A 20,397-nucleotide genomic window follows, 5' to 3' on the forward strand; every position below is an offset into this window, starting at 1 on the left:
GGGATGGCGAACTTGAGGCGCATCGACGGGCCTTGGGCTAGGGTGGAAGCATCCGCCGGGAGATCCGCCATGCCGCGCACCACTACCGCTGTCCTCATCCTCCTGTTCACCTTGGCCGGCGCCGGCTGCGCGACGCGCGCGAGCGAACCCGGCACGCTTGACGATGCGGCATTGGCCGCCTATGCGGCCAAGCCGTTCGACAAGCACGCGTCGATGGGCCAGACAGTCGAGCTCGGTCGCAACCATGGTCTGCCGTTGGTCGCCGAGTTCCCTTGCGCGGACGTCTGTCCGCAATACACCGTGCGGATCATCCATTACCGGCTGCCTGAAGGCGCCGATTGCGCCGGCGTGGGTGGCGTGGAAAAGACGGTCGCGGTGCCGGTGGCGATCGCCGTGTTGCCCAGGACCTTCTGCGTACCCAAAGCCCTGGTGGAAAGCGGGAGCTACTACACCCGCTAGCAGGGTCGCTTGGGGTGGGCCTCGGCCCACCCCTTTCCCATGCGGAAGAAATGCGGTGGGCCGAGGCCCACCCTGCGCGCAACCCGAGGGGCGCTCAGTCCCCGGCGCCGTCGTCGGCGAAGGCGCCCGGCGCGGAGCCGAAGTCGCCGTTGGCCTGGGCTGCCATGTAAGAGAACGCCGCGTAAACCGCCACGTTCTGCGCCAGGTCCTTCGGGTCGATCTTGTCGAAGGTGTCGTTGGCGGTGTGGTGCCAGTCGAAGTAGTAGGTGCCGTCCTGGGTCAGCGACAGCGCGGCCATGCCCTTGCCGTGCATCTGCGAGAGATCCGAGCCGCCGCCGCCGGGGCGCTTGGCGTCATAGGCGACGCCGATCGGCGCCAGTACCTTCGCGATCTGCTCGATCGCACCGCGCGCCTCGGGCTTGACGCTGGCGCTCATGCGCCAGACCCGGCCCGAACCGAAATCCGACTCGGTGCCCAGCTGGAACTTGTGCACTTCGTTCGCATGCTTCTCGGCGTAGGCGCGCCCGCCCCACAGGCCCATCTCCTCGTTGGCGAAGGCGATCACGCGGATGGTGCGATCCGGGCGCTGGGGCAGGTCGTGGATCAGCTTGCCGGCGCCCATGGCGATCGCCACGCCCGCGGCATCGTCGATCGCGCCGGTGCCCAGATCCCACGAATCCAGGTGGCCGCCGATCGCGACGACCTGGTCCGGATACTTCGCGCCGGTGATCTCGCCGATCACGTTTGCGCCGGTGTACTCGCCCTCGATGCCGCAATCGAGATCCAGCTTTACCGTCACCGGCTTGCCGTAGCCGAGTACGCGCTCGAGCTGGTCGGCGTCGGGGTTGGACAGCGCAGCGGCGGGAATGGCCTTGGCCGGATCGCGGAAGCCGGTGACGCCGGCGTGCGGCGTGCGGCTGTCCGGATCGGTGCCGGCCGAACGCAGCAGGTAGCCGGCGGCGCCCTTGGCCTGGGCGATCACCGGACCCTGCACGCGGATCGGCGAGCCGATGCCGTAGTCATGGCCATCCTTGTGCCGCTGCATGCGGAATCCGACGTAGACGATCTTGCCCTTGATCGTGGACGGATCGGCCGCCTTGAGCGCGTCGAGGCTGTCGAACTTCACCACTTGTGCGGTCAGGCCGCCCTTGGGCGTCGCCGGCGAATAGCCCAGCGCGGTCAACACCAGCGACTGCGGGAACGGCGAGACGATCGCGCCGCGCTCGCTGTGGCGCACCCACTTGGGGTAGGTGACCGGCTCGGTGTAGACCTTGTCGAAGCCCAGCTCCCTGAACTTGGCGATCGCCCACTCGACGCCGCGCTTGTCGGCCGGGCTGCCGGCCAGGCGCTGGCCCACCTCGGTAGTGAGCGACTCGGCGATGCGGTAACCGGTGTCGTCGTGCATCGCCTTGTCGCGCAGCTGTTCGGCCGTCTTTACGGCCGCGGCGGGAATCGTGGTGCCGGTGGCGCAGGCGACGGTGCTGGCCAGCAGCAGGCTGGCGGCGAGCAAGGTGAGGGAGGGACGGCGCATCGGGGGAACTCCGCTGGGGATGAACGCCCGATTATTGAGGCCGCGGCAGCCAACGGCGTAGGCCAGAAGTCACGGAGACGGAAGGGACGGAGGACGCGGCGCCGCTCCATCCCTCGCGTCGGCCGCTTTATGGCTTCGTCCGGAGCAGGTCGCGAATCTCGGTCAGCAGCACCACGTCGGCCGGTGGCGCGGCAGGCGCGGGTTCCGGCTTGCGGCTGACCCGGTTGATCGCCTTGACCATCAGGAAGATCGCCAGCGCGATGATCAGGAAGGTGATGACCGTATTGATGAACGCGCCGTACTGGATCGCCACTTCGGCCATCTTGTTGGCCGGGTCGGCAGGCTTGAGCACCCACTTGAGGTTGCTGAAATCCACGCCACCGGTGGCCAGGCCGATCGGCGGCATGATGATCTGGTCGACCAGCGAGGTCACCACCTTGCCGAACGCAGCACCGATGACCACGCCGACGGCGAGGTCGATCACGTTGCCGCGCATGGCGAATTCCTTGAACTCCGTGAGCATGCCCATGCGAATCCTCCCATTGCAGGGAATTCCCCCGCGAAGACTCTAGCGCGGCCGCGCTGCGTGGAACAGCGGCTCAGACCACGCGGCCATCCAGCACGGCGATGCCTTCCAGCTCGGCGTGGAAGCGGTCTCCGCGATGCAATGCGGCGACGCCGGCCGGTGTGCCGGTGAACAGCAGGTCGCCCGGTTTCAGTTCGAACAGTTTCGACAGCGCCGCGATGATTGCCGGAACGTCATGCACCATGTCCTGCAGCGTGGCCTGCTGGCGCAGCACGTCGTTCACCTCCAGGCTGAGCCGCGTCTGCGCGCCCGGTTGTCCTTGTTCGACGGGACGCAATGCGGATACCGGCGCGGAATGGTCGAAAGCCTTGGCCACGTCCCAGGGATGGCCCTTGGCCTTGGCCTGCGCCTGCAGGTCGCGACGGGTGAGGTCCAGCCCCACGCCGTAGCCGAAGACGAGCGTCTCGGCGAGGTCGGCCGTGAGGTCGCGACCGCCACCGGCCAGCGCCACCACCATCTCCACCTCGTGGTGCAGTTCGGCGGTGGCGGTCGGGTAGGGCACGTCGGCGCCATCGGTGACCACCGCATCGGCCGGCTTGCAGAAGAACATCGGCTGTTCGCGGTCGACCGTCGCGCCCATCTCGCGCGCGTGGTCGGCGAAATTGCGACCGATGCAGAAGATCCGGCGCACCGGGAAGCGGTCATCGCTGCCCAGTACCGGCAGGCTGGGGACGGCGGGCTGGGGAATGGCGTAGCGCATGCGCGCGAGCCTAGCAGACCGTACCGTCGCGCTGGCGCAAAAAGCGCCGGCGACCGAAAGGGACCGGGCGGAAAGGAACCCCGCCCTTTTCGTAGAGGTGTGGAGCTCAGGTTTTGCTGGTAAATATCCTTTTCCATGCCACCGGTCAGGTCGCATGTCCGCAAAGGCAGCAGGGGGCGCGATGCCGGGCAGGGAACCGATCTACATGCAGGTGTACGGGGCGATCCGCCGCGACATCGAAGTGGGACGCTTCCGCACCGGTTCCCGACTGCCGGGCAGCCGGTCGATGGCGGCCACGCTTGGCGTGTCGCGCACCGTCGTGCTGATGGCCTACGAGCAACTGGAGGGCGAGGGCTACGTCGAAACCCGGGGCGGCTCGGGCACGTACGTGAGCGCGGTGGCGATCGCGGTGCCGCCGTCTATCGGGATCGACGCGGCCCAGGCAAGCGGCCTGGCGAACGTGCCGCTTTCGCGCTTTGCGCAACGCTTGAGCCTCCCGCCGCAAATGCCCGTCGACCACGGACCCTGCGCTCCGGAAGTGATCGACCTCTCGCTGCCGCGCGTGCGCTCCGATGCCCGCAGCCTAAAGCACTGGCGCCAGACCGTGGCACAACTGGTGCGCCGGCGCAGCGCACCGGATTACCCGGTACTCGAAGGCGCGCCGCCGTTACGCGCCGCGGTGGCGCGCTACCTGCGCATGGAACGCGGCATCGTGGTCGATCCGGGCGAGGTGGTGATCGTCAGCGGCACCCAGCAGGCCCGCGATCTCGTCGCGCGGGTGCTGCTCGACGAAGGCGCGGTCGTGGGCGTGGAGGACCCCTGCTACTGGGGCGTGCGCCACAGCTACGCCGCGACCGGCGCGCGCATCGTGCCCTGCGCGGTGGACGGGCAGGGCCTCGATGTCGCGGCACACGCCCTTGCCTTGCGCGACGCGCGACTGGTTTCGGTGGGCGCGTCCTTCCAGTACCCGACCGGCGCGGTCATGCCGATGGCGCGCAAGGAGGCGCTGCTGCGCTTCGCCTATGCCGGCCAGACCTGCGTGGTCGAGGACGATTTCGATTGCGAACACCGCTTCGGCGTGCGCGCCTCGCCCTCGCTGTGGAGCATGGACCGGCATGGCCGCGTGATTTACATCAGCAGCTTCGCGCGCGCCGTCTACCCGGCCCTCCAGCTGGGTTACATGCTGGTGCCGGCGTGGCTGCGCGAGAAGATCCTCGCCGCCAAATGGCTGGCCGATCGCGGTTGCATGTCGATGCAGCAGCACGTGCTGGCCGCATGTATCGACAGCGGGCAGTACCTGCGCGACATCCGCCGCATCAACAACCAGCTGGTGCCGCGCCACCGCGCGCTGCGCGACGCGCTGAAGGCGCAGCTGGGCGACGCGGCGGAGGTTGCCGGCGAGGGCGCCGCGGGCACGCTGTTCGCCAGCCTGCCCGGGCTGCCTGGCGAGTGCACCGCCGAGCTGCTTGCCGAGGCGCTGGCCCGCGGGGTACGGCTGTGTTCGGGCGAGGCCCTGCACGCGATGCCGCCGTCCCACGTTACGCTGGTGCTCAATTACGCCACCTTGTCCGAGGCGACCCTGAAGGCCGCGGCGGCGCGCCTGGCGCAGGCGGTCGGTGCCGTCGCCGCGCGTCGGGAAAGGCCGGCCGGGACATGCGCCGCCGCCTGAGCCCGCCGCGCGCGCGTGACACCTGTCATCGCCGATGACTGATGGCACCATCTGCCGCCGGACCGCGGCTTGCCGCATCGTTTGCACTTGAGCAATGGACTTGTGGGAGCCAAGGCGTGGACAACGGGGAACTGCTCAGGCAGCTGAAGATCGATCGCGGGCACCGTGAAGCGGTGAACACCGCGCCGGTCCGCTGGCCCTGGATCGTCGGCGGCGTGCTGCTGGTGCTGCTGGCGCTGGGCATCGGCGGTTGGTGGATGCTCGCCAACCGCGCGGTGGTGGTGCAGACCGCCGCGGCCGCGGCCCCCGGCGGCGGCGATGCCGGCGCGGTGCTGCAGGCGACCGGCTATGTCACCGCGCGCCGCCAGGCGACGGTGTCGGCGCAGATCACCGGCACGCTCACCGACGTGCTGATCGAGGAAGGCGACCACGTCAGCAAGGGCCAGGTGCTGGCGCGACTGGAGGACAGCGCCTACCGCGCCAACCTCGACGCGGCCCAGGCCAGCGCCCGCGCGGCGCTGGCGCAGGTGGGGCAGCTCCAGGCGCAACTGGCCCAGGCCCGGCACGATGCGGCCCGCCAGGACGCGCTGGTCGGTCGCGGGCTGGTCGCCAGGCAGGCGGCCGAGCAGGCGCATACCCAGGTCGCGGCGCTCGCCGCCCAGCTCAACGCGCAGCAACGCCAGGCCGAAGCCGCGCAGGCGCAGGCCAAGGTGGCCCAGGTCGACTTCGACTACACCGTGGTGCGTGCCCCGTTCGACGGCGTGGTCACCGACAAGTCCGCGCAGGTGGGCGAGATCATCTCGCCGCTGTCGGCCGGAGGCGGCTTCACCCGCACCGGCGTGGGCACGATCGTCGATATGGATTCCCTCGAGGTCGATGTCGACGTGAACGAGGCCTACATCGGCCGCGTCAAGCCGCACATGCCCGCCGAGGCGGTGCTCGATGCCTACCCCGACTGGCGCATCCCGGCGCACGTGATCGCCATCGTGCCGGCCGCCGACCGCGGCAAGGCGACGGTGAAGGTGCGCGTGGCGCTGGAGAACAAGGACCAGCGCATCGTGCCGGACATGGGCGTGCGCGTGTCGTTCCTGGAAACCCGGGCCACGGCCACTGCGCAGACGCCGCGCGGCGTGCTGGTGCCGGCCGCGGCGATCGCCCGGCGCGACGGCCACGAAGTGGTGTTCGTGGTGCAGGGCGAGCGCGTGCAGCAGCGCCCCGTGCAATCGCAGGCGCGCGGCGACCAGCGCCTCGTGTCCGAAGGCGTGCAGCCCGGCGAGACGGTGGTGGTGTCGCCGCCGGCCGAGTTGCGCGACGGCGCGGCAGTACATGTCGAGAACAAGCAGTCCTGAGCGTCGAATGCAGTGGCGGGCGTCCGTTCCAGGGCGCGCGCGAAAGCTCAAGCAACCATTACGGCTGACCGGAGAAAGCCCATGGGCAACCTGATCGAAACCCGCGACCTGGCCAAGGTCTACACGCGCGGCAAGCAGAAGGTCGAAGTGCTTCACCACATCGACCTGGACATCGCCGAGGGCGACTTCCTCGCCCTGATGGGCCCCTCGGGCTCGGGCAAGACCACCCTGCTCAACCTGATCGGCGGACTGGACACGCCCTCCGCCGGCGTCATCAGCGTGGGCGGGCAGCGCATCGACCAGCTCGGCGCCGGTGCGCTCGCCAAGTGGCGTGCGGCCAACGTCGGCTTCGTGTTCCAGTTCTACAACCTGATGCCGATGCTTTCGGCGCAGCGCAATGTCGAGTTGCCGCTGCTGCTGACCAAGCTGTCCTCTGCGGAGCGGCGCCAGCGCGCCTCGATCGCGCTGCAACTGGTGGGCCTGGCCGAGCGCGCCTCGCACAAGCCCAGCGAGCTGTCCGGTGGCCAGCAGCAGCGCGTGGCGATCGCCCGCGCGATCGTGTCCGATCCCACGCTGCTGGTGTGCGACGAGCCGACCGGCGACCTCGACCGCCAGTCCGCCGAGGACGTGCTGGGCCTGCTGCGCACGCTCAACCGCGAGCACGGCAAGACCATCGTGATGGTCACCCACGACCCCAAGGCCGCGGAGTACGCCAACCACACCCTGCACCTGGACAAGGGCACGCTGGTCGAGCAGGCGTTGGCCTGAGGAGGCTCGCATGAAATACCTGCATCTGATCTGGGCCGCGCTGTGGCGGCGCAAGACGCGCACCATCCTCACGCTGGTGTCGATCCTGGCGGCGTTCCTGCTGTTCGGCATGCTCGATGGCGTGCGCACCAGCTTCGCCAACGCGGGGAAAAGCGCCGCCGGCGCCGAGCGCCTGCAGACCGGCTCGAAGCTTTCCTTCATCGAAACCCTGCCGCAGTCGCTGCAGGCGCGCATGGAGCAAGTCCCGGGCGTGAAGATGGTGGCCTATGCCAACTGGTTCGGCGGCGCCTACCAGGACCCGCACAACCAGATCTTCACCTTCGCGGTGAGCGACAACTACGTGGACATGTACCCGGAGGTCGCGGTCTCGCCGGCCGAGCGCAAGGCTTTCGAACAGACCCGCACCGGCGTGCTGGTCGGCGACCTGCTGGCGAAGAAGTACCACTGGAAGGTCGGCGACAAGCTGCCGCTGCAGTCGAACATCTTCCCCAACCGCGACGGCAGCAAGAACTGGAGCTTCGACATCGTCGGCGTGATGCGTCCGGCCAAGCCGGACGACAAGCAGATGCTCCAGGGCGGCATCCTGATGCACTGGAAGTACTTCGACGAATCCAACCCGTACAACCACGGCCGGGTCGGCTGGTACGTGACCCGCGTGGTTGACGCCAGCCAGTCCGACCGCGTGGCGAATGCGATCGACGCGTTGTCGGCCAACTCGGACCACGAAACCAGGACGATGACCGAACAGGCCGCGTTCGCGCAGTACATCAAGCAGATGGCCAACGTCGGCTTCATCGTCATCTCGATCATGGGCGCGGTGTTCTTCACCCTGTTGCTGCTGACCGGCAACACGATGGCCCAGGCGGTACGCGAGCGCACTTCGGAGCTGGCCGTGCTCAAGACCATCGGTTTCTCCAGCGCCAGCGTGCTGGGACTCGTACTGGCCGAATCGGTGGCGTTGGTGCTGCTGGGCGGCGTGCTGGGCCTCGGGCTGGCCGCGGTGCTGGGGCCGGCGCTCAGTGCCGGCAGTGGCGGGATGGTCAGCATGCCGCCGGTACCGGCGAGCAGTTGGGCGATCGGCGTCGCGCTGATGCTGGGGATCGGCCTGCTGGTCGGCGTGCTGCCCGCGATGCGCGCGATGCGCCTGAACATCGTCGATGCATTGGCCGGGCGCTAAGGAGATAGCCATGAAATCGTTTCTGCGTGGACTCTTGCTCGCCCTCGTGGTGGTGGCGAGCATCGTGGCCTGGACCGCCTTGCCCTGGCCGGCATGGCTGGCGCTGGCGGTGGTCTTCGTGCTGTGGATGCAGCTGACCCGCGCCGGCCGGCAGGCCGGTTCGGCCACCAGCGTGGGCGTGAGCACGCTGCCGCAGCGCATCGGCTCGTCCTCGGTGGTGGTGATCGGTATCGCCGGCGTGGTGGCGGTGCTGGTGTCACTGCTGGCGATGGGCGTGGGTTACAGCGAGGCGCTGAGCAACAGCGGCAGCACCGACACTGCCATCGTGATGCGCGACGGCTCGGCGTCGGAGGTTTCCTCGGTGCTCGAACACGACAGCATCGTCGCGATCTCCGAGGCGCCGGGCATCGCGCGCGACCAGGCCGGCAAGCCGATCGCCTCGCCCGAACTGGTGGTCGCGGCCAACCTGCCGCTCAGCGACGGCAGCGGCGACGAGGGCAGCGTGCAGTTGCGCGGCATCGGCGACCAGGCGTGGACGTTGCGGCCGGACGTGAAGATCGTCGCGGGGCGCAAGTTCAAGCCGGGCCTGCGTGAACTGGTAGCCGGCAAGGGTGCGCAGCGCCAGTTCGCCGGGCTGGAGCCGGGCAGCCAGATCAAGCTGGGCAGCCAGCTCTGGACGGTGACCGGCATCTTCGCCTCCGGCAACGCGATGGACTCGGAGCTGTGGGGCGATGGCGACGTGGTCGCCTCGGCGTACCGGCGCGGTAGCAGCCGCACCTCCGTGTTCGCGCGGTTGACCGGCGCCAGCGCGTTCGACGGTTTCAAGGCTGCGCTCAAGGGCGATCCACGCCTGCAGGTGGACGTGGAAACCACGCTGGACTACTTCAGCAAGCAGTCCGAGCAGACCAGCAAGGCGATCAGGATCATCGGCATCGTGGTCGGCGTGATCATGGCGATCGGCGCCGTGTTCGGCGCGCTCAACACCATGTTCGCCGCGGTGGCCGGGCGTGCCCGCGAGATCGCCACCTTGCGCGCGATCGGTTTCCGCGGCACGCCCGTGGTGGTCGCGGTGATGCTCGAAACCATGTTGCTCGCGCTGCTCGGCGGGCTGCTGGGAGGCTTGCTGGCCTGGCTGGCCTTCAACGGTTTCGCCGCCTCGACGCTCGCCGCGGGTACCACCGGGCAGATGAGTTTCCAGCTGCACGTGACGCCGTCGCTGCTCTGGACCGGCCTGAAGTGGGCGCTGGCGATCGGCTTCATTGGCGGCCTGTTCCCCGCCGTGCGGGCCGCCCGGCTGCCGGTGACCACGGCGTTGCGCGAGTCCTGACCGGGACAACGTGGGGTGGGCTGAAGCCCACCCTGCGTGTTTTCCTGATCAGCCGGGCATCAGCGGCGGCGCGTATTGCAGCGTCAGCCCCAGCGCCCACAGCAGCCCCAGCACCAGCGGCACGTGCACCAGCAGCTGGATGAAGGTGAAGCCAACCACGTCGCGCGCCTTCAATCCCAGCACGCCCAGGAGCGGCAGCATCCAGAACGGGTTGACCAGGTTGGGCAGCGCCTCGGCGGCGTTGTAGACCTGCACCGCCCAGCCCAGATGCACGTGCAGGTCATTGGCCGCCTGCATGACGTACGGCGCCTCGACCAGCCATTTGCCGCCACCCGAAGGCACGAAGAAGCCCAGCACCGCCGAGTAGCCCCCCATCACCAGCGGGAAGCTGTCGGTGGTGGCCACGCGCACGAACACGCCGGCCAGCCGGTGCGCCAGCGTGGCACCGTCCGCGCCGGGCGCGTGGGTGAGCAGGGCAGCGATGCCGCCGTAGAGCGGGAACTGGATCAGCACGCCGGCCGTGCCGGGCACCGCGCGCGCCACCGCGTCGAGGAAGCTGCGCGGGCGCCAGTGCAGCAGCAGGCCGATGGTGAGGAACAGCAGGTTGTAGGTGTTGAGGTCGGCGATCGCCATGGCCGCCGGCAGGCTGGCGAAACGCCGCAGCAGCCAGCCCAGTCCCAGCACGCCGACCAGCAGCGACAGCAACGGGCTGTACTCGAGCCATTCGCCCGGGCGGGTGCGTGGCGGCAGCGCGGGGACCGCGTCCGAATCGGCCACGCCGCAGTCGCGGGCGCTGCGCACACCTTCGCCGGTCGGCGTGGTGAACCAGCACACCAGCAGCGACACGGCGATCAGCACCGCGGTGAGCAGCAGCGACTGCCACAGGAAGATCGTCTGACTGAACGGCAAGACCCCGGTGATCGCCAGCAATCCCGGTGGCATGCTGGCCGGGTTGGCCTGCAGCTGCGCGGCGGAGGAGGAAAGACCCATCGCCCACACCGCGCCCAGTCCGAGGTAGGCCGCGGCGCCGGCGGCGCGGTAGTCCATCGCCAGGTCGTCGCGGCGCGCCAGCGCGCGCACCAGCAGCCCGCCGAAGACCAGCGAGAAACCCCACGACAGCAGCGAGGCGAGCATGCTGACCAGCGCCACGTAGCACACGGCGCCGCGGCCGCTTTTCGGTACGCGCGCCAATGCATCGATCAGGCGCGCCACCACGGGCGCACTGGCCACCACGTAACCGCCGATCACCACAAACGCCATCTGCATGGTGAAAGGGATCAGGCTCCAGAAACCATCGCCGAAAGCCTGCACGGTGGTGGTTGGGGCGGCGCCGAAACCCAGCGCGAGCAATGCCACCAACGCGACGCCGAGCGCGGCGAAGACCCAGGCATCGGGAAACCAGCGTTCGGACCAGCCGGCGCAGCGCAACGCCGCGCGTGCGAGCAGACCTTGCCGCGAGTGATCCATGCCGCTCTCCGTTGCCTTCGCCCGCGGCATGGTGGCACGGAGACAAGCCCGGTAGGAGCGCACCTGTGCGCGACCGAGATGTGGGGAAGTCGCGCGCAGGACGCTTTCTGCGGGAGAACTCCGCTCGGCACCACGGCTGCTTCAGTGCCGTCGGCCGGGCCTTCGGCTACCCGACCCGCGCGGTCGCGCACAGGTGCGCTCCTACACGCACTTTCGCCTAATGGGCGGGCTTCTTCGCCAGCGTGATTACGCCCACGCCCACCAGGATGATCGCCATGCCGCCCAGGTCGAACGGGCCGACGTGCTCGCCGACCAGCAGCACGCCGAACAGCACCGCCACCGGTGGGTTGACGTAGGCGTAGCTGGTCGCCAGCGCCGGCCGTGCGTGCTTGAGCACGTAAAGGTACGCGCTGAAGGCGACGATCGACCCGAACAGCGCCAGGTACACCACCGCCGCCGTGGCGCGCAGGGTGGGATGGGCGGGCAGCTGTTCGCCCGTGCCGAAGCCGACCAGCAGCAGTGCGACGCTGGCGCAGAGCATCTGCGCGGCGGTGTTCATCGGCCCGGCCGGCATGTCCTGGCGCTTGCTCCAGGCCGAACCGAAGGCCCAGCTCATCGCCGCCACGATCAGCGCCAACGCGCCCAGTCGCGAGCCGGAAAGTCCGCTGCCCAGGTTCAGCACCACCACGCCGGCGAAACCGATCAGCAAGCCGACCGTCTCGCGCCGGTTCGGCCATTGGCCGTACATGCCGGAGAACACCGCGGCGAACAGCGGCATGCTCGCCACCGCGACCGCGGCAATGCCCGAACTCACGCTCTGCTCGGCGTAGCAGACCAGCCCGTTGCCGCCCAGCAACAGCAACACGCCGGTCACCGCCGCGTTGCGCCACTGGCGTCGCGTGGGCGGGCGCACGCCGCGGATCCGCAGGAACGCGTACATGGCCGACCCTGCGCCGAGGAAGCGCACGCCTGCGAGCAGGAACGGCGGATAGCTCTCCAGCGCGTAGCGGATGCCCAGGTAGGTCGAGCCCCACACGACGTACAGCGCGAGCAGGCCGAGCGGGATCAGCACACGCGGTTCGTCCAGCGCGCGGGCGGGAGCAGGAGTGGCGGAGGTGTCATCGATGGCGGACATGGCGGGAGATCATGCAGGGGAGGGGGCTTCATTCGGCTGGTGCGTGCCGATCCACCACAAATGGCCTTCGGGGTCGCGCAGTCCGGCGCTGCGGTCGCCGTAGGGCTGGTCGGTGGGCGGGGTCACGCTGGATGCGCCGGCGGCCAGGCCCGCGGCGTAACACGCGTCGACGTCGGGTACGTAGACGTGGGTGGAACCGCGCACCGGATCGCGCCCATCGGGGCGCTCGCCGACCATCACCACCGAATCGTCGATCCGCACCTCGGCGTGCATGATCGAGCCGTCATCGCGCATCTTGCGCAGCAGTTCCTTCGCGCCGAACGTCGCGTGCAGGAAGGCCAGCATGGCGCGCGCGTCAGCGACCAGCAGGTACGGCGACACGGCATTGTGGCCGGCGGGCTTGTGCGTGGGCATCGGTGGGATCCGGTGGAACGAAGGGCAAACGCCGGCAGCCGGCGAGGCCGGCGTCGATCAGGTGGTGTTGCCCGAAGCGCGCACGATAGCCGGAGCGGCACCGGCGCGGTAGCGCGCAGTTCTCAATCCAGCCTTGAGCGACGGTCAAGACGCGCGGCGGCGCTCCGGCTCCGCGACGCGGTTGCGCTCGCGCGCCAGCAGCTCGCGCTTGCGTTCCACACCCCAGCGCCAGCCGCCCAGCGAGCCGTCCTCGCGTACCACGCGGTGGCAGGGCACGATCAGCGCCAGTCGGTTGTTGCCGCAGGCGTTGCCGATAGCGCGGGCGGCGTTGGCGTCGCCCAGTTCCGTGGCGAGCGCACGGTAACTGCGCGTCTGGCCGGCGGGGATGCGGGTGAGTGCATCCCACACGCGCCATTGGAACGCGGTGGCGGCGATGTCCAACGGTGGCATGGCGGGCGCCGCGGCATCGCTCCAGCCCAGCTCGCTGGCGATGCGCGCGATCACCGCATCCAGCCATTCCTCGCGCCCGGCGTCCACGCGCTCGCGCGTGGCATGCGGGAATTCCCCGGCCAGCCCGCGTTCCAGCGCCACGTCGTCGTCGCCCAGGTTGACCGCGCAGATGCCACGCGTGGTGGTCGCCACCAGCAGCCGGCCCAGCGGCGTGCCGGTGGTGGTGTAGCGGATACTCGCCCCGGCACCGCCGGCGCGGTAGCTTGCCGGGGTCATGCCGAGCAGACGGTTGCTGTGCTCGTAGACGCGACTGCCCGAGCCGAAGCCGGCCTCGTAGACCGCGTCTGTCACGGCGGCGCCTTCACGCAGGGCGGCCTTGAACTGCCCGAAGCGGCGCGAGCGGTGGTATTCCGCCGGGCTCATGCCGAAGCGCCGCCGGAAAGCGCGCTGAAGGTAGGTGGGGCTCAGCGCCACCGCGCTGGCGAGGGCGTCCAGGCTGGGCGCGGTTTCGGCCTCGTCGAGCAGACGGCGGGCCTGTTCAAGCGGTTCGATGGCGGACATGGCGGCGTTCCGGTTTCCAGATGACGCCAGTTTGTGGCGTCAGCTCGCGCGCGGGCCATCCGCTTCTTGCGCGCCTCAACGCGCGACCGGGCGCCCTTCATGCAGGACCACGAAGTCGCCCTCGAGTACCTGCGGACGCGCTCCGGCGGCAGGCGCGGCACGGCCGACGGCGCGCGCGCGGTTCCACTGGCGCAACGCCAGCCACAGCCCGCCACCGACCAGCAGCACGCCAGCGACGAACAGCCCGAACACCAGCATCACGCCCAGCACGGCAGCCCCGACGACCAGCGAAAGGGCGCGCGCAAGCGGGTGGCGGGGACGGGACGAGGGCAGCTGGAACAGGCGCATGTTAAAAATCCGTGTGGTAAAATCAACGACTTACGTGCGCAACGATGGGGCTTTCACGCCCCCGAGGCAAGTGCCGATGGACCTACCCCCCGGGGCGCTTTGCCGCCTCGATCACATTCCCGACGGCACCGCGATAGCGGTGGATGCGACCCTGCCCGAAGGTCCCGAAACCCTCATCGTATTGCGCGACGGCGAGGAAGCGCGGGCCTGGATCAACGTCTGTCCGCACGCCGGGCGACGACTCGACTGGGCGCCCGGACAATTCCTGATCAGCCGCGGCACGTTGATCTGTGCAGTGCATGGGGCGAGCTTCCGCACCGGGGACGGGCTCTGCGTGGGCGGGCCCTGCCGTGGGCAGTCGCTGCGTGCGGTGCCGCTTCGGGTGGAGCGCGGGGTGGTCTGGCTGGCGAGCGCTTGAGCTCCCCCTTGGTTTCAACCTGCGGCCGGACCGCCATCCCACGGGTTCCGGCCTCTCACCCAGGCCTCTCCCCAAAGAGGAAAAAAAAGGCCCGGCATGCGCCGGGCCTTTCTCGTTCCATGCCGGCGGACCTTCCCTGGCCCGCCAGCCAAACCTTCCGTCAGGGGTTGTTGACGCGATCGACCGAGCCGGCGGTCTGGTAGATCAGGCCGGACAGCGGCAGCAGCTGGCTCAGGAAGCGGTTCCACTTGGTGATGCCGGCCGCGCCGACCCACACCACGTCGCCCGGCTTGACGCGGAAGTTGTCCGCCAGGGCATAAGACGCCGGCGAGCGTGCGTTGAGGTGGAACACCTGCGCGGGCGTCTGGGTGAGCTTCTCCGAACCACGGATCACGTACACGGCATTGCCCGAAGAGGTGATCGGGCTCAGGCCGCCGGCACGACCCAACGCCTGGGTGAGGGTCAGCGCGGTGGTCTTGAAGGTGATGGCCTGCGGGCGGATCACCTCGCCCACGACATACACCTCCTTGTTGTCGTTGTACGGCAGGAACAGCTTGTCGCCGGGCTTGAGGTAGATCTGGCCGTCGGTGCCCTGGTTGAGCGCGGTCAGGTCGATCGGATAGGTCTTGCCGTCACGGGTGAGCGTGAAGCCGGAGAGGTCCGCTTCCTGCGTGTTGACGCCGGCCACGCCGATCGCCTGCGACAGCGTCATCGGCACCGAGTTGAGCACCTGCGCGTCGGTGTGCTGGAACGCACCCTCCAGCGTGATGCGATGGCTGCCGTAGCCGACCACGTTGACGTCCACCTGCGGCTCGCGCACGAAGCTGCCCAGCTTCTTGGTCAGCGACTGGCGCAGTTCCTCGACGGTCAGCCCGGCCGCCTTGATGGTGCCGGCATAGGGATAGAACAGCGTGCCGTCAGGGCGCACCAGGCGGCCGTTGGCCACGGTCTGCTGCTGCGAGCCCGCGGGCGAGGTCAGTTCCGGGTGATCCCACACGGTGATGTACAGCGTGTCGCCGGCGCCGATGCGGTAGTCCTCCGGCTGGTACGAGACCAGTTCCTGCGGAATCGTGCTGGCCTGCGTCTGGCTGCTCTCCACCAGCTCCGGCGTGATCTGCAGCAGCTGCATGTGGCTGTTGTCACTTTGCAGCGCGCCCTCGTCCATGCGCTGGCCGGGGACGATCGCGCAGCCGTTCAGCGCGACGGCGAAGAGAAGGATGGCTACTGCGGGTAGCGTTTTCATAATGCGTCCTTTCTGCTGGGCCACCGTGGGGATAATCGGGACGAATTATTGAAGTCATTCGTCTGACACGCCCGCGACATGGCGGTTTTGGCTAATGGCGACGGTTAATGCGAGTGGGTGTATCTATGCTTTTGCCGATGGCTTCCGAGGTTGCCGCGGCGGGCGTTTCCGACGTGGCGCGGACGCTTCGTCCACGCACGCCGTCGATCAGCGCGGCAGGGCTGGCGCCGGCCTGCACCAGCGCCAGCCTGGCGGGAGCCGGGGCGCCGGTCGTGACATGCGGTGCCTTGTGTGCCAAGGCCTGGCCGGCGATCAGCAGACCGGCAAGCGGAAGCACGAGCTTGAACTGGTGCATGGGTTGGGCCCCCCGAAGATGGAACGTTTGCCAAGCGGGCTCGACGAATCTAACGCGATCATTCGTGAATGCGGTGAGAAAGACGTGTTTCCAAGTTGGCGATATGCCAGGCCCAGCCCGCGTGAAGAAAAGATGTAGCTGCTAAAGCATTTTCTTCACGTAAATGAAGGAAGTGTCCAACATGATTTTTTCACGGAACACGAGTTTTACTGCCGACTCTCTACCGGCCGGTTCGGCGTCCATCACGCGCCTGGCCGGCGTGGCATCGACAGGGGCCACATGGCCTTGGGTTTTTCGGGAGTGTGCGGATCGTGTTCAACAGCATCCTGGTGGTCTGCGTCGGCAATGTTTGCCGCAGTCCGGTGGCGGAATTCCTATTCCGCCGCGAACTGGGCGAGCGCGACATCCACGTCAGCAGCGCCGGCCTGGGCGCGCTGGTGGGGCGGCCGATCGACCAGAACGCCGCCGCCCTGCTGGAAGACGACGGCATCGATGCCAGCGAACACCGTGCGCGCCAGCTCGAGGCATCGATGCTGCGCGAAGCGGACCTGGTCCTTGCGATGGAGCGCCGACACCTGAACGCCGTGGTGAAGCTCGCCCCGGAGGCCAGCGGCAAGGTGTTTCTTTTCGACAAATGGCACGCGGGCAGCGACGTGCCGGATCCATTTCGACGTTCGCGCAGTGTGTTCGAGCAAGTACACGCCTCAATCGAACGTGGCGTCGGCAGTTGGCTGCGCTACCTGTGAACCCCCCAAGCCTAGGAACCGGGCTATGACCACCAAACAGACCTTCCCGTCCTCACCGCGTCGCGATGACGACATCGATCTGCACGCGCTGCTCGGCACGCTGCTCGACCACAAGTGGTTGATCATCGGCGTCACTGCGGTGTTCTTCGTGATCAGCGTGATTTATGCCACGCTGACCACACCGATCTACGAGGCCACCGCAACCGTACAGGTGGAACAGAAAGTCCCCAGCCTGCCTGGCCTGGACGATCTGTCGCAAACGTTGGGCACCTCCTCCTCGCAGGCGACCACCGAGATCGCACTGATCACCTCGCGCACGATCATCGGGCAGGCGGTGAACAACCTCAAGCTGGACATCACCGCCAAGCCGGAGCGCTTCCCGGTGATCGGCGACTACATGGCGCGCAGCTACAACCCGCAGATGCCGGGTGACGTGGCCCCGCCGTTCATGGGCATGGACAGCTACGACTGGGGCGGCGCGGAACTGGACATCTTCCAGCTCGACGTGCCTTCGGCGCTCCTCGACAAGCAGCTGCGGCTGGTCGCCGGTGAGCATGGCACCTATACGCTGACCGACGCGGGCGACAACGTGCTGCTGACCGGCCGCGTGGGCGAATCGGCCACGGGCAACGGCATCACGATGCAGGTGCAGTCGCTGCACGCCAATCCCGGCGCCGTGTTCGACGTGGCGCGCCACTCGCACCTGGGCACGATCACCGGCCTGCAGGGGGCCATCCAGGCCACCGAGCAGGGCAAGGACTCGGGCATCATCGTGCTCACCTACGACAACATCGATCCGGTGCTGGCAACGCAGCTGCTGGACCAGATCAGCGCGCTGTACGTGCAGCAGAACGTGGAGCGCAACTCCGCCGAGGCGGCCAACAGCCTCAAGTTCGTCAAGGAGCAGCTGCCCAAGGTCAAGATGGACCTGGAGAAGGCGACCGCCGCGCTGAACGCGTTCCAGATGCGCGCGCACTCGGTGGACATCAGCCTGCAGACCAAAGGATTGCTCGACCAGACGGTCGCGCTGGACACGCAGATCGAAAACCTGCGCATGCAGATGGCCGACGTCGAGCGCAAGTTCACTTCCAACCATCCGACCTACCAGGCCCTCGCCGCGCAGATCGGGCAGTTGCAGGGCAAGAAGGCCGCGCTGGAGAAGCAGGTCGGCCACCTGCCCGACACGCAGCAGGAACTGCTGCGCCTGACCCGCGACGTGCAGGTCAGCAACGAGACCTACACCAACCTGCTCAACCAGGCCCAGCAGCTCGACATCGCGCGCGCCGGCACCGTGGGCAACGTGCGCGTGGTCGACCGCGCCGCGACCAACACCAACCGTCCGGTGTGGCCGCCGAAGATGATCCTGGTGCTCGCCGGCACCGCGCTGGGAGGCCTGCTCGCGCTCGCCTTCATCTTCATCCGCCAGTTGCTCAACCGTGGCGTGGAAGACCTGGCCGCCATCGAGCACGTCGGCCTGCCGGTCTACGCCTGCGTGCCGCTGTCGGCCGCCGAGCGCGAGATCACCGAGCGCAATGGCCGCGTGCGACGAGGGGCGTACGCCCAGCACCTGCTGGCGCAAAGCGCGCCGGACGACCTGGCGGTGGAGGCGCTGCGCAGCCTGCGCACCAGCCTGCACTTCGCCCGCCTGGAAGCGAAGAACAACCTGCTGATGATCTCCAGCCCCGGCCCGGGCGCAGGCAAGACCTTCGTCGGTTCGAACCTGGCGGCGGTGATCGCGCAGGCCGGCCAGCGCGTGCTGCTGATCGACGCGGACATGCGCAAGGGCGCACTGCACACCGTGGTCGGCGGCCGTCCGGAACAGGGCCTGTCGGAACTGATCTCCGGCCAGATCGGCTTGTCCGAGGCCGTGCGCACGGTGGAGGGGGCGAACAACCTCTACTTCATCTCGCGTGGGAAGGTTCCGCCGAATCCGTCCGAGCTGCTGATGCACTCGCACTTCACCGCGTTGCTCGAGAAGCTCAAGCCGCGCTTCGACCTGATCATCATCGATACGCCGCCGATCCTGGCGGTGACCGACGCGGCGGTGATCGGCCACCACGTGGGTACCAGCCTGATGGTCGTGCGCTTCGGCGTGAACCAGGCGCGCGAGATCGCGCTGGCCAAGCAGCGCTTCGAACAGAACGGCGTGCCAGTGAAGGGCGCGATCTTCAACGCGGTCGAGAAGCGCAGCGCCGGCTACTACGCCTACGCGTACTACGAGTACGCGGGCGCCAAGGCCTGATCACGCTTTCCACCTCGAATCAGAAGGATTTCGCATGACACTGAAAGTCACCCTGTTCGGTACCGGCTACGTCGGCCTGGTCACCGGGACCTGCCTGGCGGAAATGGGCAACCATGTCCTGTGCGTGGACGTGGACGCGGCCAAGGTCGCGCGCCTGAAGAACGGCGAGGTGCCGATCTACGAGCCGGGCCTCGCGCCGATGGTCAAGCGCAACCACGAGGGTGGTCGGCTGGACTTCACCACCGAGGCGGAGCCGGCGGTGCACCACGGCGACGTGATCTTCATCGCCGTGGGGACGCCGCCGGACGAGGACGGCAGCGCCGACCTGCGCTACGTGCTGGAAGTGGCGCGCAGCATCGGCAAGCACCTGAACCGCTACGCGGTGGTGGTCAACAAGTCGACCGTGCCGGTAGGCACCGCCGACAGGGTGCGCGCGACCATCGCCCAGGCGCTGGCCGAGCGCGGCGCGGTGATTCCGTTCGACGTGGTCTCCAACCCCGAGTTCCTCAAGGAAGGCGACGCGGTGGAGGACTGCCTGCGGCCGGACCGCATCGTGATCGGCAGCTCCAGCGAGCGCGCCGTCGGCGTGCTGCGCAAGCTGTACGCGCCGTTCAACCGCAACCACGACCGCACGGTGGTGATGGACGAGCGTTCGGCCGAGCTGACCAAGTACGCGGCCAACGCGATGCTGGCGACCAAGATCAGTTTCATGAACGAGATCGCCAACATCGCCGAGCGCGTCGGCGCGGACATCGAACAGGTGCGCCGCGGCATCGGTTCGGACCCGCGCATCGGCTACCACTTCATCTACCCCGGCGCCGGCTACGGCGGCTCGTGCTTTCCCAAGGACGTGCAGGCGCTGGAGCGCATCGCGCGCACCGTGGACTACGAGGCGAAGCTGCTGGGTGCGGTGGAGGCGGTCAACCACGCGCAGAAGGGCAAGCTGTTCGAGCTGATCGAGCGCCACTGCGACGGCCAGCTGAAGGGCCGGACCGTGGCGTTGTGGGGCCTGGCGTTCAAGCCCAACACGGACGACATGCGCGAGGCGTCCAGCCGGCGGCTGATGGAACAGCTGTGGGCGGCCGGCGCCAGGGTGCGGGCGTTCGACCCGGAGGCGCGCGCGGAGACCACGCGCATCTACGGCGAGCGGGCGGATCTCACGCTGTGCGAGGACGCGTACGAGGCGCTGGACGGCGCCGACGTGCTGGCGATCGTGACCGAGTGGAAGGCGTTCCGCGCGCCGGACTTCGCGCGCATCCGCGGCGCATTGAAGGACCCGGCGATCTTCGACGGACGCAACCTGTACGACCCGGCGCAAGTGGAGGAGGCGGGGCTGGCCTATTACGGCATCGGGCGCGGGCGTTCGCTCGCATCGGTGCCGGTGCCCTCGGCGGCCGTGCTGCGGCCGGCGGCCACGGCCTGAGCAAGCATCGCCCGCCGGCCGCGCCAGCC

Annotated in this window: 20 protein-coding genes; 10 read left to right on the forward strand and 10 right to left on the reverse strand. The window is 68.6% G+C overall.

Translation table 11 applies throughout. From position 1 onward, the window contains the following. The first annotated feature begins 69 nt into the window (after nucleotides 1-69). A complete protein-coding gene (locus tag ACFWZ1_RS02590; RefSeq protein ID WP_439665346.1) occupies nucleotides 70-459 on the forward strand; it encodes a hypothetical protein in 390 nt (129 codons plus the stop codon). Nucleotides 460-553: 94 nt separating this feature from the next. Here ACFWZ1_RS02590 and ACFWZ1_RS02595 read toward each other — a convergent pair whose 3' ends face one another. From ACFWZ1_RS02595 to ACFWZ1_RS02605, 3 genes are all read right to left on the reverse strand, one after another. Then, complete coding sequence (locus ACFWZ1_RS02595) at nucleotides 554-1,990, reverse strand: M20/M25/M40 family metallo-hydrolase (protein ID WP_439665347.1); 1,437 nt, start codon at nucleotides 1,988-1,990, stop codon at nucleotides 554-556. Between the two features lie 127 nt (nucleotides 1,991-2,117). Beyond that, entirely contained in the window at nucleotides 2,118-2,519 is a 402-nt protein-coding gene (gene mscL / locus ACFWZ1_RS02600; protein ID WP_439665348.1) for a large-conductance mechanosensitive channel protein MscL, read from the reverse strand. Between the two features lie 70 nt (nucleotides 2,520-2,589). Further along, nucleotides 2,590-3,276 carry a fumarylacetoacetate hydrolase family protein gene (locus tag ACFWZ1_RS02605; protein WP_231323398.1) on the reverse strand — a complete coding sequence of 229 codons (687 nt, stop codon included), beginning with the start codon at nucleotides 3,274-3,276 and terminating at the stop codon, nucleotides 2,590-2,592. 181 nt (nucleotides 3,277-3,457) lie between these two features. Here ACFWZ1_RS02605 and ACFWZ1_RS02610 point away from each other — a divergent pair, with 181 nt between their 5' ends. From ACFWZ1_RS02610 to ACFWZ1_RS02630, 5 genes are all read left to right on the forward strand, one after another. Then, on the forward strand, nucleotides 3,458-4,945 hold the full coding sequence (locus tag ACFWZ1_RS02610) for a PLP-dependent aminotransferase family protein (protein ID WP_439665349.1): 1,488 nt from the start codon (nucleotides 3,458-3,460) through the stop codon (nucleotides 4,943-4,945). A gap of 116 nt (nucleotides 4,946-5,061) precedes the next feature. Next, nucleotides 5,062-6,294, forward strand: a complete 1,233-nt coding sequence (locus tag ACFWZ1_RS02615; protein WP_439665350.1) for an efflux RND transporter periplasmic adaptor subunit — start codon at nucleotides 5,062-5,064, stop codon at nucleotides 6,292-6,294. An 81-nt stretch (nucleotides 6,295-6,375) separates the two neighbouring features. Further along, nucleotides 6,376-7,062 carry an ABC transporter ATP-binding protein gene (locus ACFWZ1_RS02620; protein ID WP_231323404.1) on the forward strand — a complete coding sequence of 229 codons (687 nt, stop codon included), beginning with the start codon at nucleotides 6,376-6,378 and terminating at the stop codon, nucleotides 7,060-7,062. Between the two features lie 10 nt (nucleotides 7,063-7,072). After that, nucleotides 7,073-8,239, forward strand: coding sequence for an ABC transporter permease (locus ACFWZ1_RS02625; RefSeq protein WP_231323406.1), 1,167 nt, complete (start codon nucleotides 7,073-7,075; stop codon nucleotides 8,237-8,239). 10 nt (nucleotides 8,240-8,249) lie between these two features. After that, a complete protein-coding gene (locus tag ACFWZ1_RS02630) occupies nucleotides 8,250-9,566 on the forward strand; it encodes an ABC transporter permease (protein WP_439665351.1) in 1,317 nt (438 codons plus the stop codon). 48 nt (nucleotides 9,567-9,614) lie between these two features. Here ACFWZ1_RS02630 and ACFWZ1_RS02635 read toward each other — a convergent pair whose 3' ends face one another. The 5 genes from ACFWZ1_RS02635 to ACFWZ1_RS02655 all read right to left on the reverse strand — a co-directional run bounded on the left by ACFWZ1_RS02635 (nucleotide 9,615) and on the right by ACFWZ1_RS02655 (nucleotide 13,941). Next, complete coding sequence (locus ACFWZ1_RS02635; RefSeq protein ID WP_439665352.1) at nucleotides 9,615-11,033, reverse strand: short-chain fatty acid transporter; 1,419 nt, start codon at nucleotides 11,031-11,033, stop codon at nucleotides 9,615-9,617. A gap of 217 nt (nucleotides 11,034-11,250) precedes the next feature. Continuing rightward, nucleotides 11,251-12,168: a drug/metabolite exporter YedA gene (gene yedA / locus ACFWZ1_RS02640; protein WP_439665353.1), complete on the reverse strand. Its 918-nt coding sequence runs from the start codon at nucleotides 12,166-12,168 to the stop codon at nucleotides 11,251-11,253. A 9-nt stretch (nucleotides 12,169-12,177) separates the two neighbouring features. Then, complete coding sequence (locus tag ACFWZ1_RS02645) at nucleotides 12,178-12,582, reverse strand: VOC family protein (RefSeq protein ID WP_439665354.1); 405 nt, start codon at nucleotides 12,580-12,582, stop codon at nucleotides 12,178-12,180. A gap of 144 nt (nucleotides 12,583-12,726) precedes the next feature. Continuing rightward, nucleotides 12,727-13,593 (reverse strand): methylated-DNA--[protein]-cysteine S-methyltransferase, encoded by an 867-nt coding sequence (locus ACFWZ1_RS02650; protein ID WP_439665355.1) that lies wholly within the window; start codon nucleotides 13,591-13,593, stop codon nucleotides 12,727-12,729. A gap of 75 nt (nucleotides 13,594-13,668) precedes the next feature. Beyond that, entirely contained in the window at nucleotides 13,669-13,941 is a 273-nt protein-coding gene (locus tag ACFWZ1_RS02655) for a hypothetical protein (protein ID WP_439665356.1), read from the reverse strand. A 76-nt stretch (nucleotides 13,942-14,017) separates the two neighbouring features. Between ACFWZ1_RS02655 and ACFWZ1_RS02660 the strand changes: the two genes are divergently transcribed. Further along, nucleotides 14,018-14,359: a Rieske (2Fe-2S) protein gene (locus ACFWZ1_RS02660; RefSeq protein WP_439665357.1), complete on the forward strand. Its 342-nt coding sequence runs from the start codon at nucleotides 14,018-14,020 to the stop codon at nucleotides 14,357-14,359. 160 nt (nucleotides 14,360-14,519) lie between these two features. On the opposite strand, the gene ACFWZ1_RS02665 is transcribed toward ACFWZ1_RS02660, so the two are convergent. Continuing rightward, nucleotides 14,520-15,602, reverse strand: coding sequence for a polysaccharide biosynthesis/export family protein (locus ACFWZ1_RS02665; protein WP_439665358.1), 1,083 nt, complete (start codon nucleotides 15,600-15,602; stop codon nucleotides 14,520-14,522). 91 nt (nucleotides 15,603-15,693) lie between these two features. Further along, the gene (locus tag ACFWZ1_RS02670; protein ID WP_439665359.1) at nucleotides 15,694-15,957 is read right to left on the reverse strand and encodes a hypothetical protein; all 264 of its coding nucleotides are present in this window, start codon (nucleotides 15,955-15,957) and stop codon (nucleotides 15,694-15,696) included. 311 nt (nucleotides 15,958-16,268) lie between these two features. Between ACFWZ1_RS02670 and ACFWZ1_RS02675 the strand changes: the two genes are divergently transcribed. The 3 genes from ACFWZ1_RS02675 to ACFWZ1_RS02685 are packed head-to-tail and all read left to right on the forward strand — an operon-like array spanning nucleotide 16,269 to nucleotide 20,368. Continuing rightward, nucleotides 16,269-16,703, forward strand: a complete 435-nt coding sequence (locus ACFWZ1_RS02675; protein WP_231323419.1) for a low molecular weight protein-tyrosine-phosphatase — start codon at nucleotides 16,269-16,271, stop codon at nucleotides 16,701-16,703. 25 nt (nucleotides 16,704-16,728) lie between these two features. Next, nucleotides 16,729-18,945 carry a polysaccharide biosynthesis tyrosine autokinase gene (locus tag ACFWZ1_RS02680; RefSeq protein WP_231323421.1) on the forward strand — a complete coding sequence of 739 codons (2,217 nt, stop codon included), beginning with the start codon at nucleotides 16,729-16,731 and terminating at the stop codon, nucleotides 18,943-18,945. 40 nt (nucleotides 18,946-18,985) lie between these two features. Next, a complete protein-coding gene (locus ACFWZ1_RS02685; RefSeq protein WP_439666858.1) occupies nucleotides 18,986-20,368 on the forward strand; it encodes a UDP-glucose dehydrogenase family protein in 1,383 nt (460 codons plus the stop codon). The last annotated feature ends 29 nt before the right edge of the window (nucleotides 20,369-20,397 follow it).

Origin of the sequence: Frateuria sp. GZRe14 (assembly GCF_051900395.1) — a bacterium.
GTDB classification, from domain to species: Bacteria; Pseudomonadota; Gammaproteobacteria; order Xanthomonadales; family Rhodanobacteraceae; genus Frateuria_A; species Frateuria_A edaphi.

Coding starts and splice junctions, on each gene's coding strand:
- ACFWZ1_RS02655 (WP_439665356.1), bottom strand. CDS start 13,941: ATGCGCCTGTTCCAGCTGCCCTCGTCCCGTCCCCGCCACCCGCTTGCG.
- ACFWZ1_RS02635 (WP_439665352.1), bottom strand. CDS start 11,033: ATGGATCACTCGCGGCAAGGTCTGCTCGCACGCGCGGCGTTGCGCTGC.
- yedA (WP_439665353.1), bottom strand. CDS start 12,168: ATGTCCGCCATCGATGACACCTCCGCCACTCCTGCTCCCGCCCGCGCG.
- ACFWZ1_RS02625 (WP_231323406.1), top strand. CDS start 7,073: ATGAAATACCTGCATCTGATCTGGGCCGCGCTGTGGCGGCGCAAGACG.
- ACFWZ1_RS02605 (WP_231323398.1), bottom strand. CDS start 3,276: ATGCGCTACGCCATTCCCCAGCCCGCCGTCCCCAGCCTGCCGGTACTG.
- ACFWZ1_RS02645 (WP_439665354.1), bottom strand. CDS start 12,582: ATGCCCACGCACAAGCCCGCCGGCCACAATGCCGTGTCGCCGTACCTG.
- ACFWZ1_RS02660 (WP_439665357.1), top strand. CDS start 14,018: ATGGACCTACCCCCCGGGGCGCTTTGCCGCCTCGATCACATTCCCGAC.
- ACFWZ1_RS02590 (WP_439665346.1), top strand. CDS start 70: ATGCCGCGCACCACTACCGCTGTCCTCATCCTCCTGTTCACCTTGGCC.
- ACFWZ1_RS02610 (WP_439665349.1), top strand. CDS start 3,458: ATGCCGGGCAGGGAACCGATCTACATGCAGGTGTACGGGGCGATCCGC.
- ACFWZ1_RS02680 (WP_231323421.1), top strand. CDS start 16,729: ATGACCACCAAACAGACCTTCCCGTCCTCACCGCGTCGCGATGACGAC.
- ACFWZ1_RS02595 (WP_439665347.1), bottom strand. CDS start 1,990: ATGCGCCGTCCCTCCCTCACCTTGCTCGCCGCCAGCCTGCTGCTGGCC.
- ACFWZ1_RS02620 (WP_231323404.1), top strand. CDS start 6,376: ATGGGCAACCTGATCGAAACCCGCGACCTGGCCAAGGTCTACACGCGC.
- ACFWZ1_RS02670 (WP_439665359.1), bottom strand. CDS start 15,957: ATGCACCAGTTCAAGCTCGTGCTTCCGCTTGCCGGTCTGCTGATCGCC.
- mscL (WP_439665348.1), bottom strand. CDS start 2,519: ATGGGCATGCTCACGGAGTTCAAGGAATTCGCCATGCGCGGCAACGTG.
- ACFWZ1_RS02630 (WP_439665351.1), top strand. CDS start 8,250: ATGAAATCGTTTCTGCGTGGACTCTTGCTCGCCCTCGTGGTGGTGGCG.
- ACFWZ1_RS02665 (WP_439665358.1), bottom strand. CDS start 15,602: ATGAAAACGCTACCCGCAGTAGCCATCCTTCTCTTCGCCGTCGCGCTG.
- ACFWZ1_RS02650 (WP_439665355.1), bottom strand. CDS start 13,593: ATGTCCGCCATCGAACCGCTTGAACAGGCCCGCCGTCTGCTCGACGAG.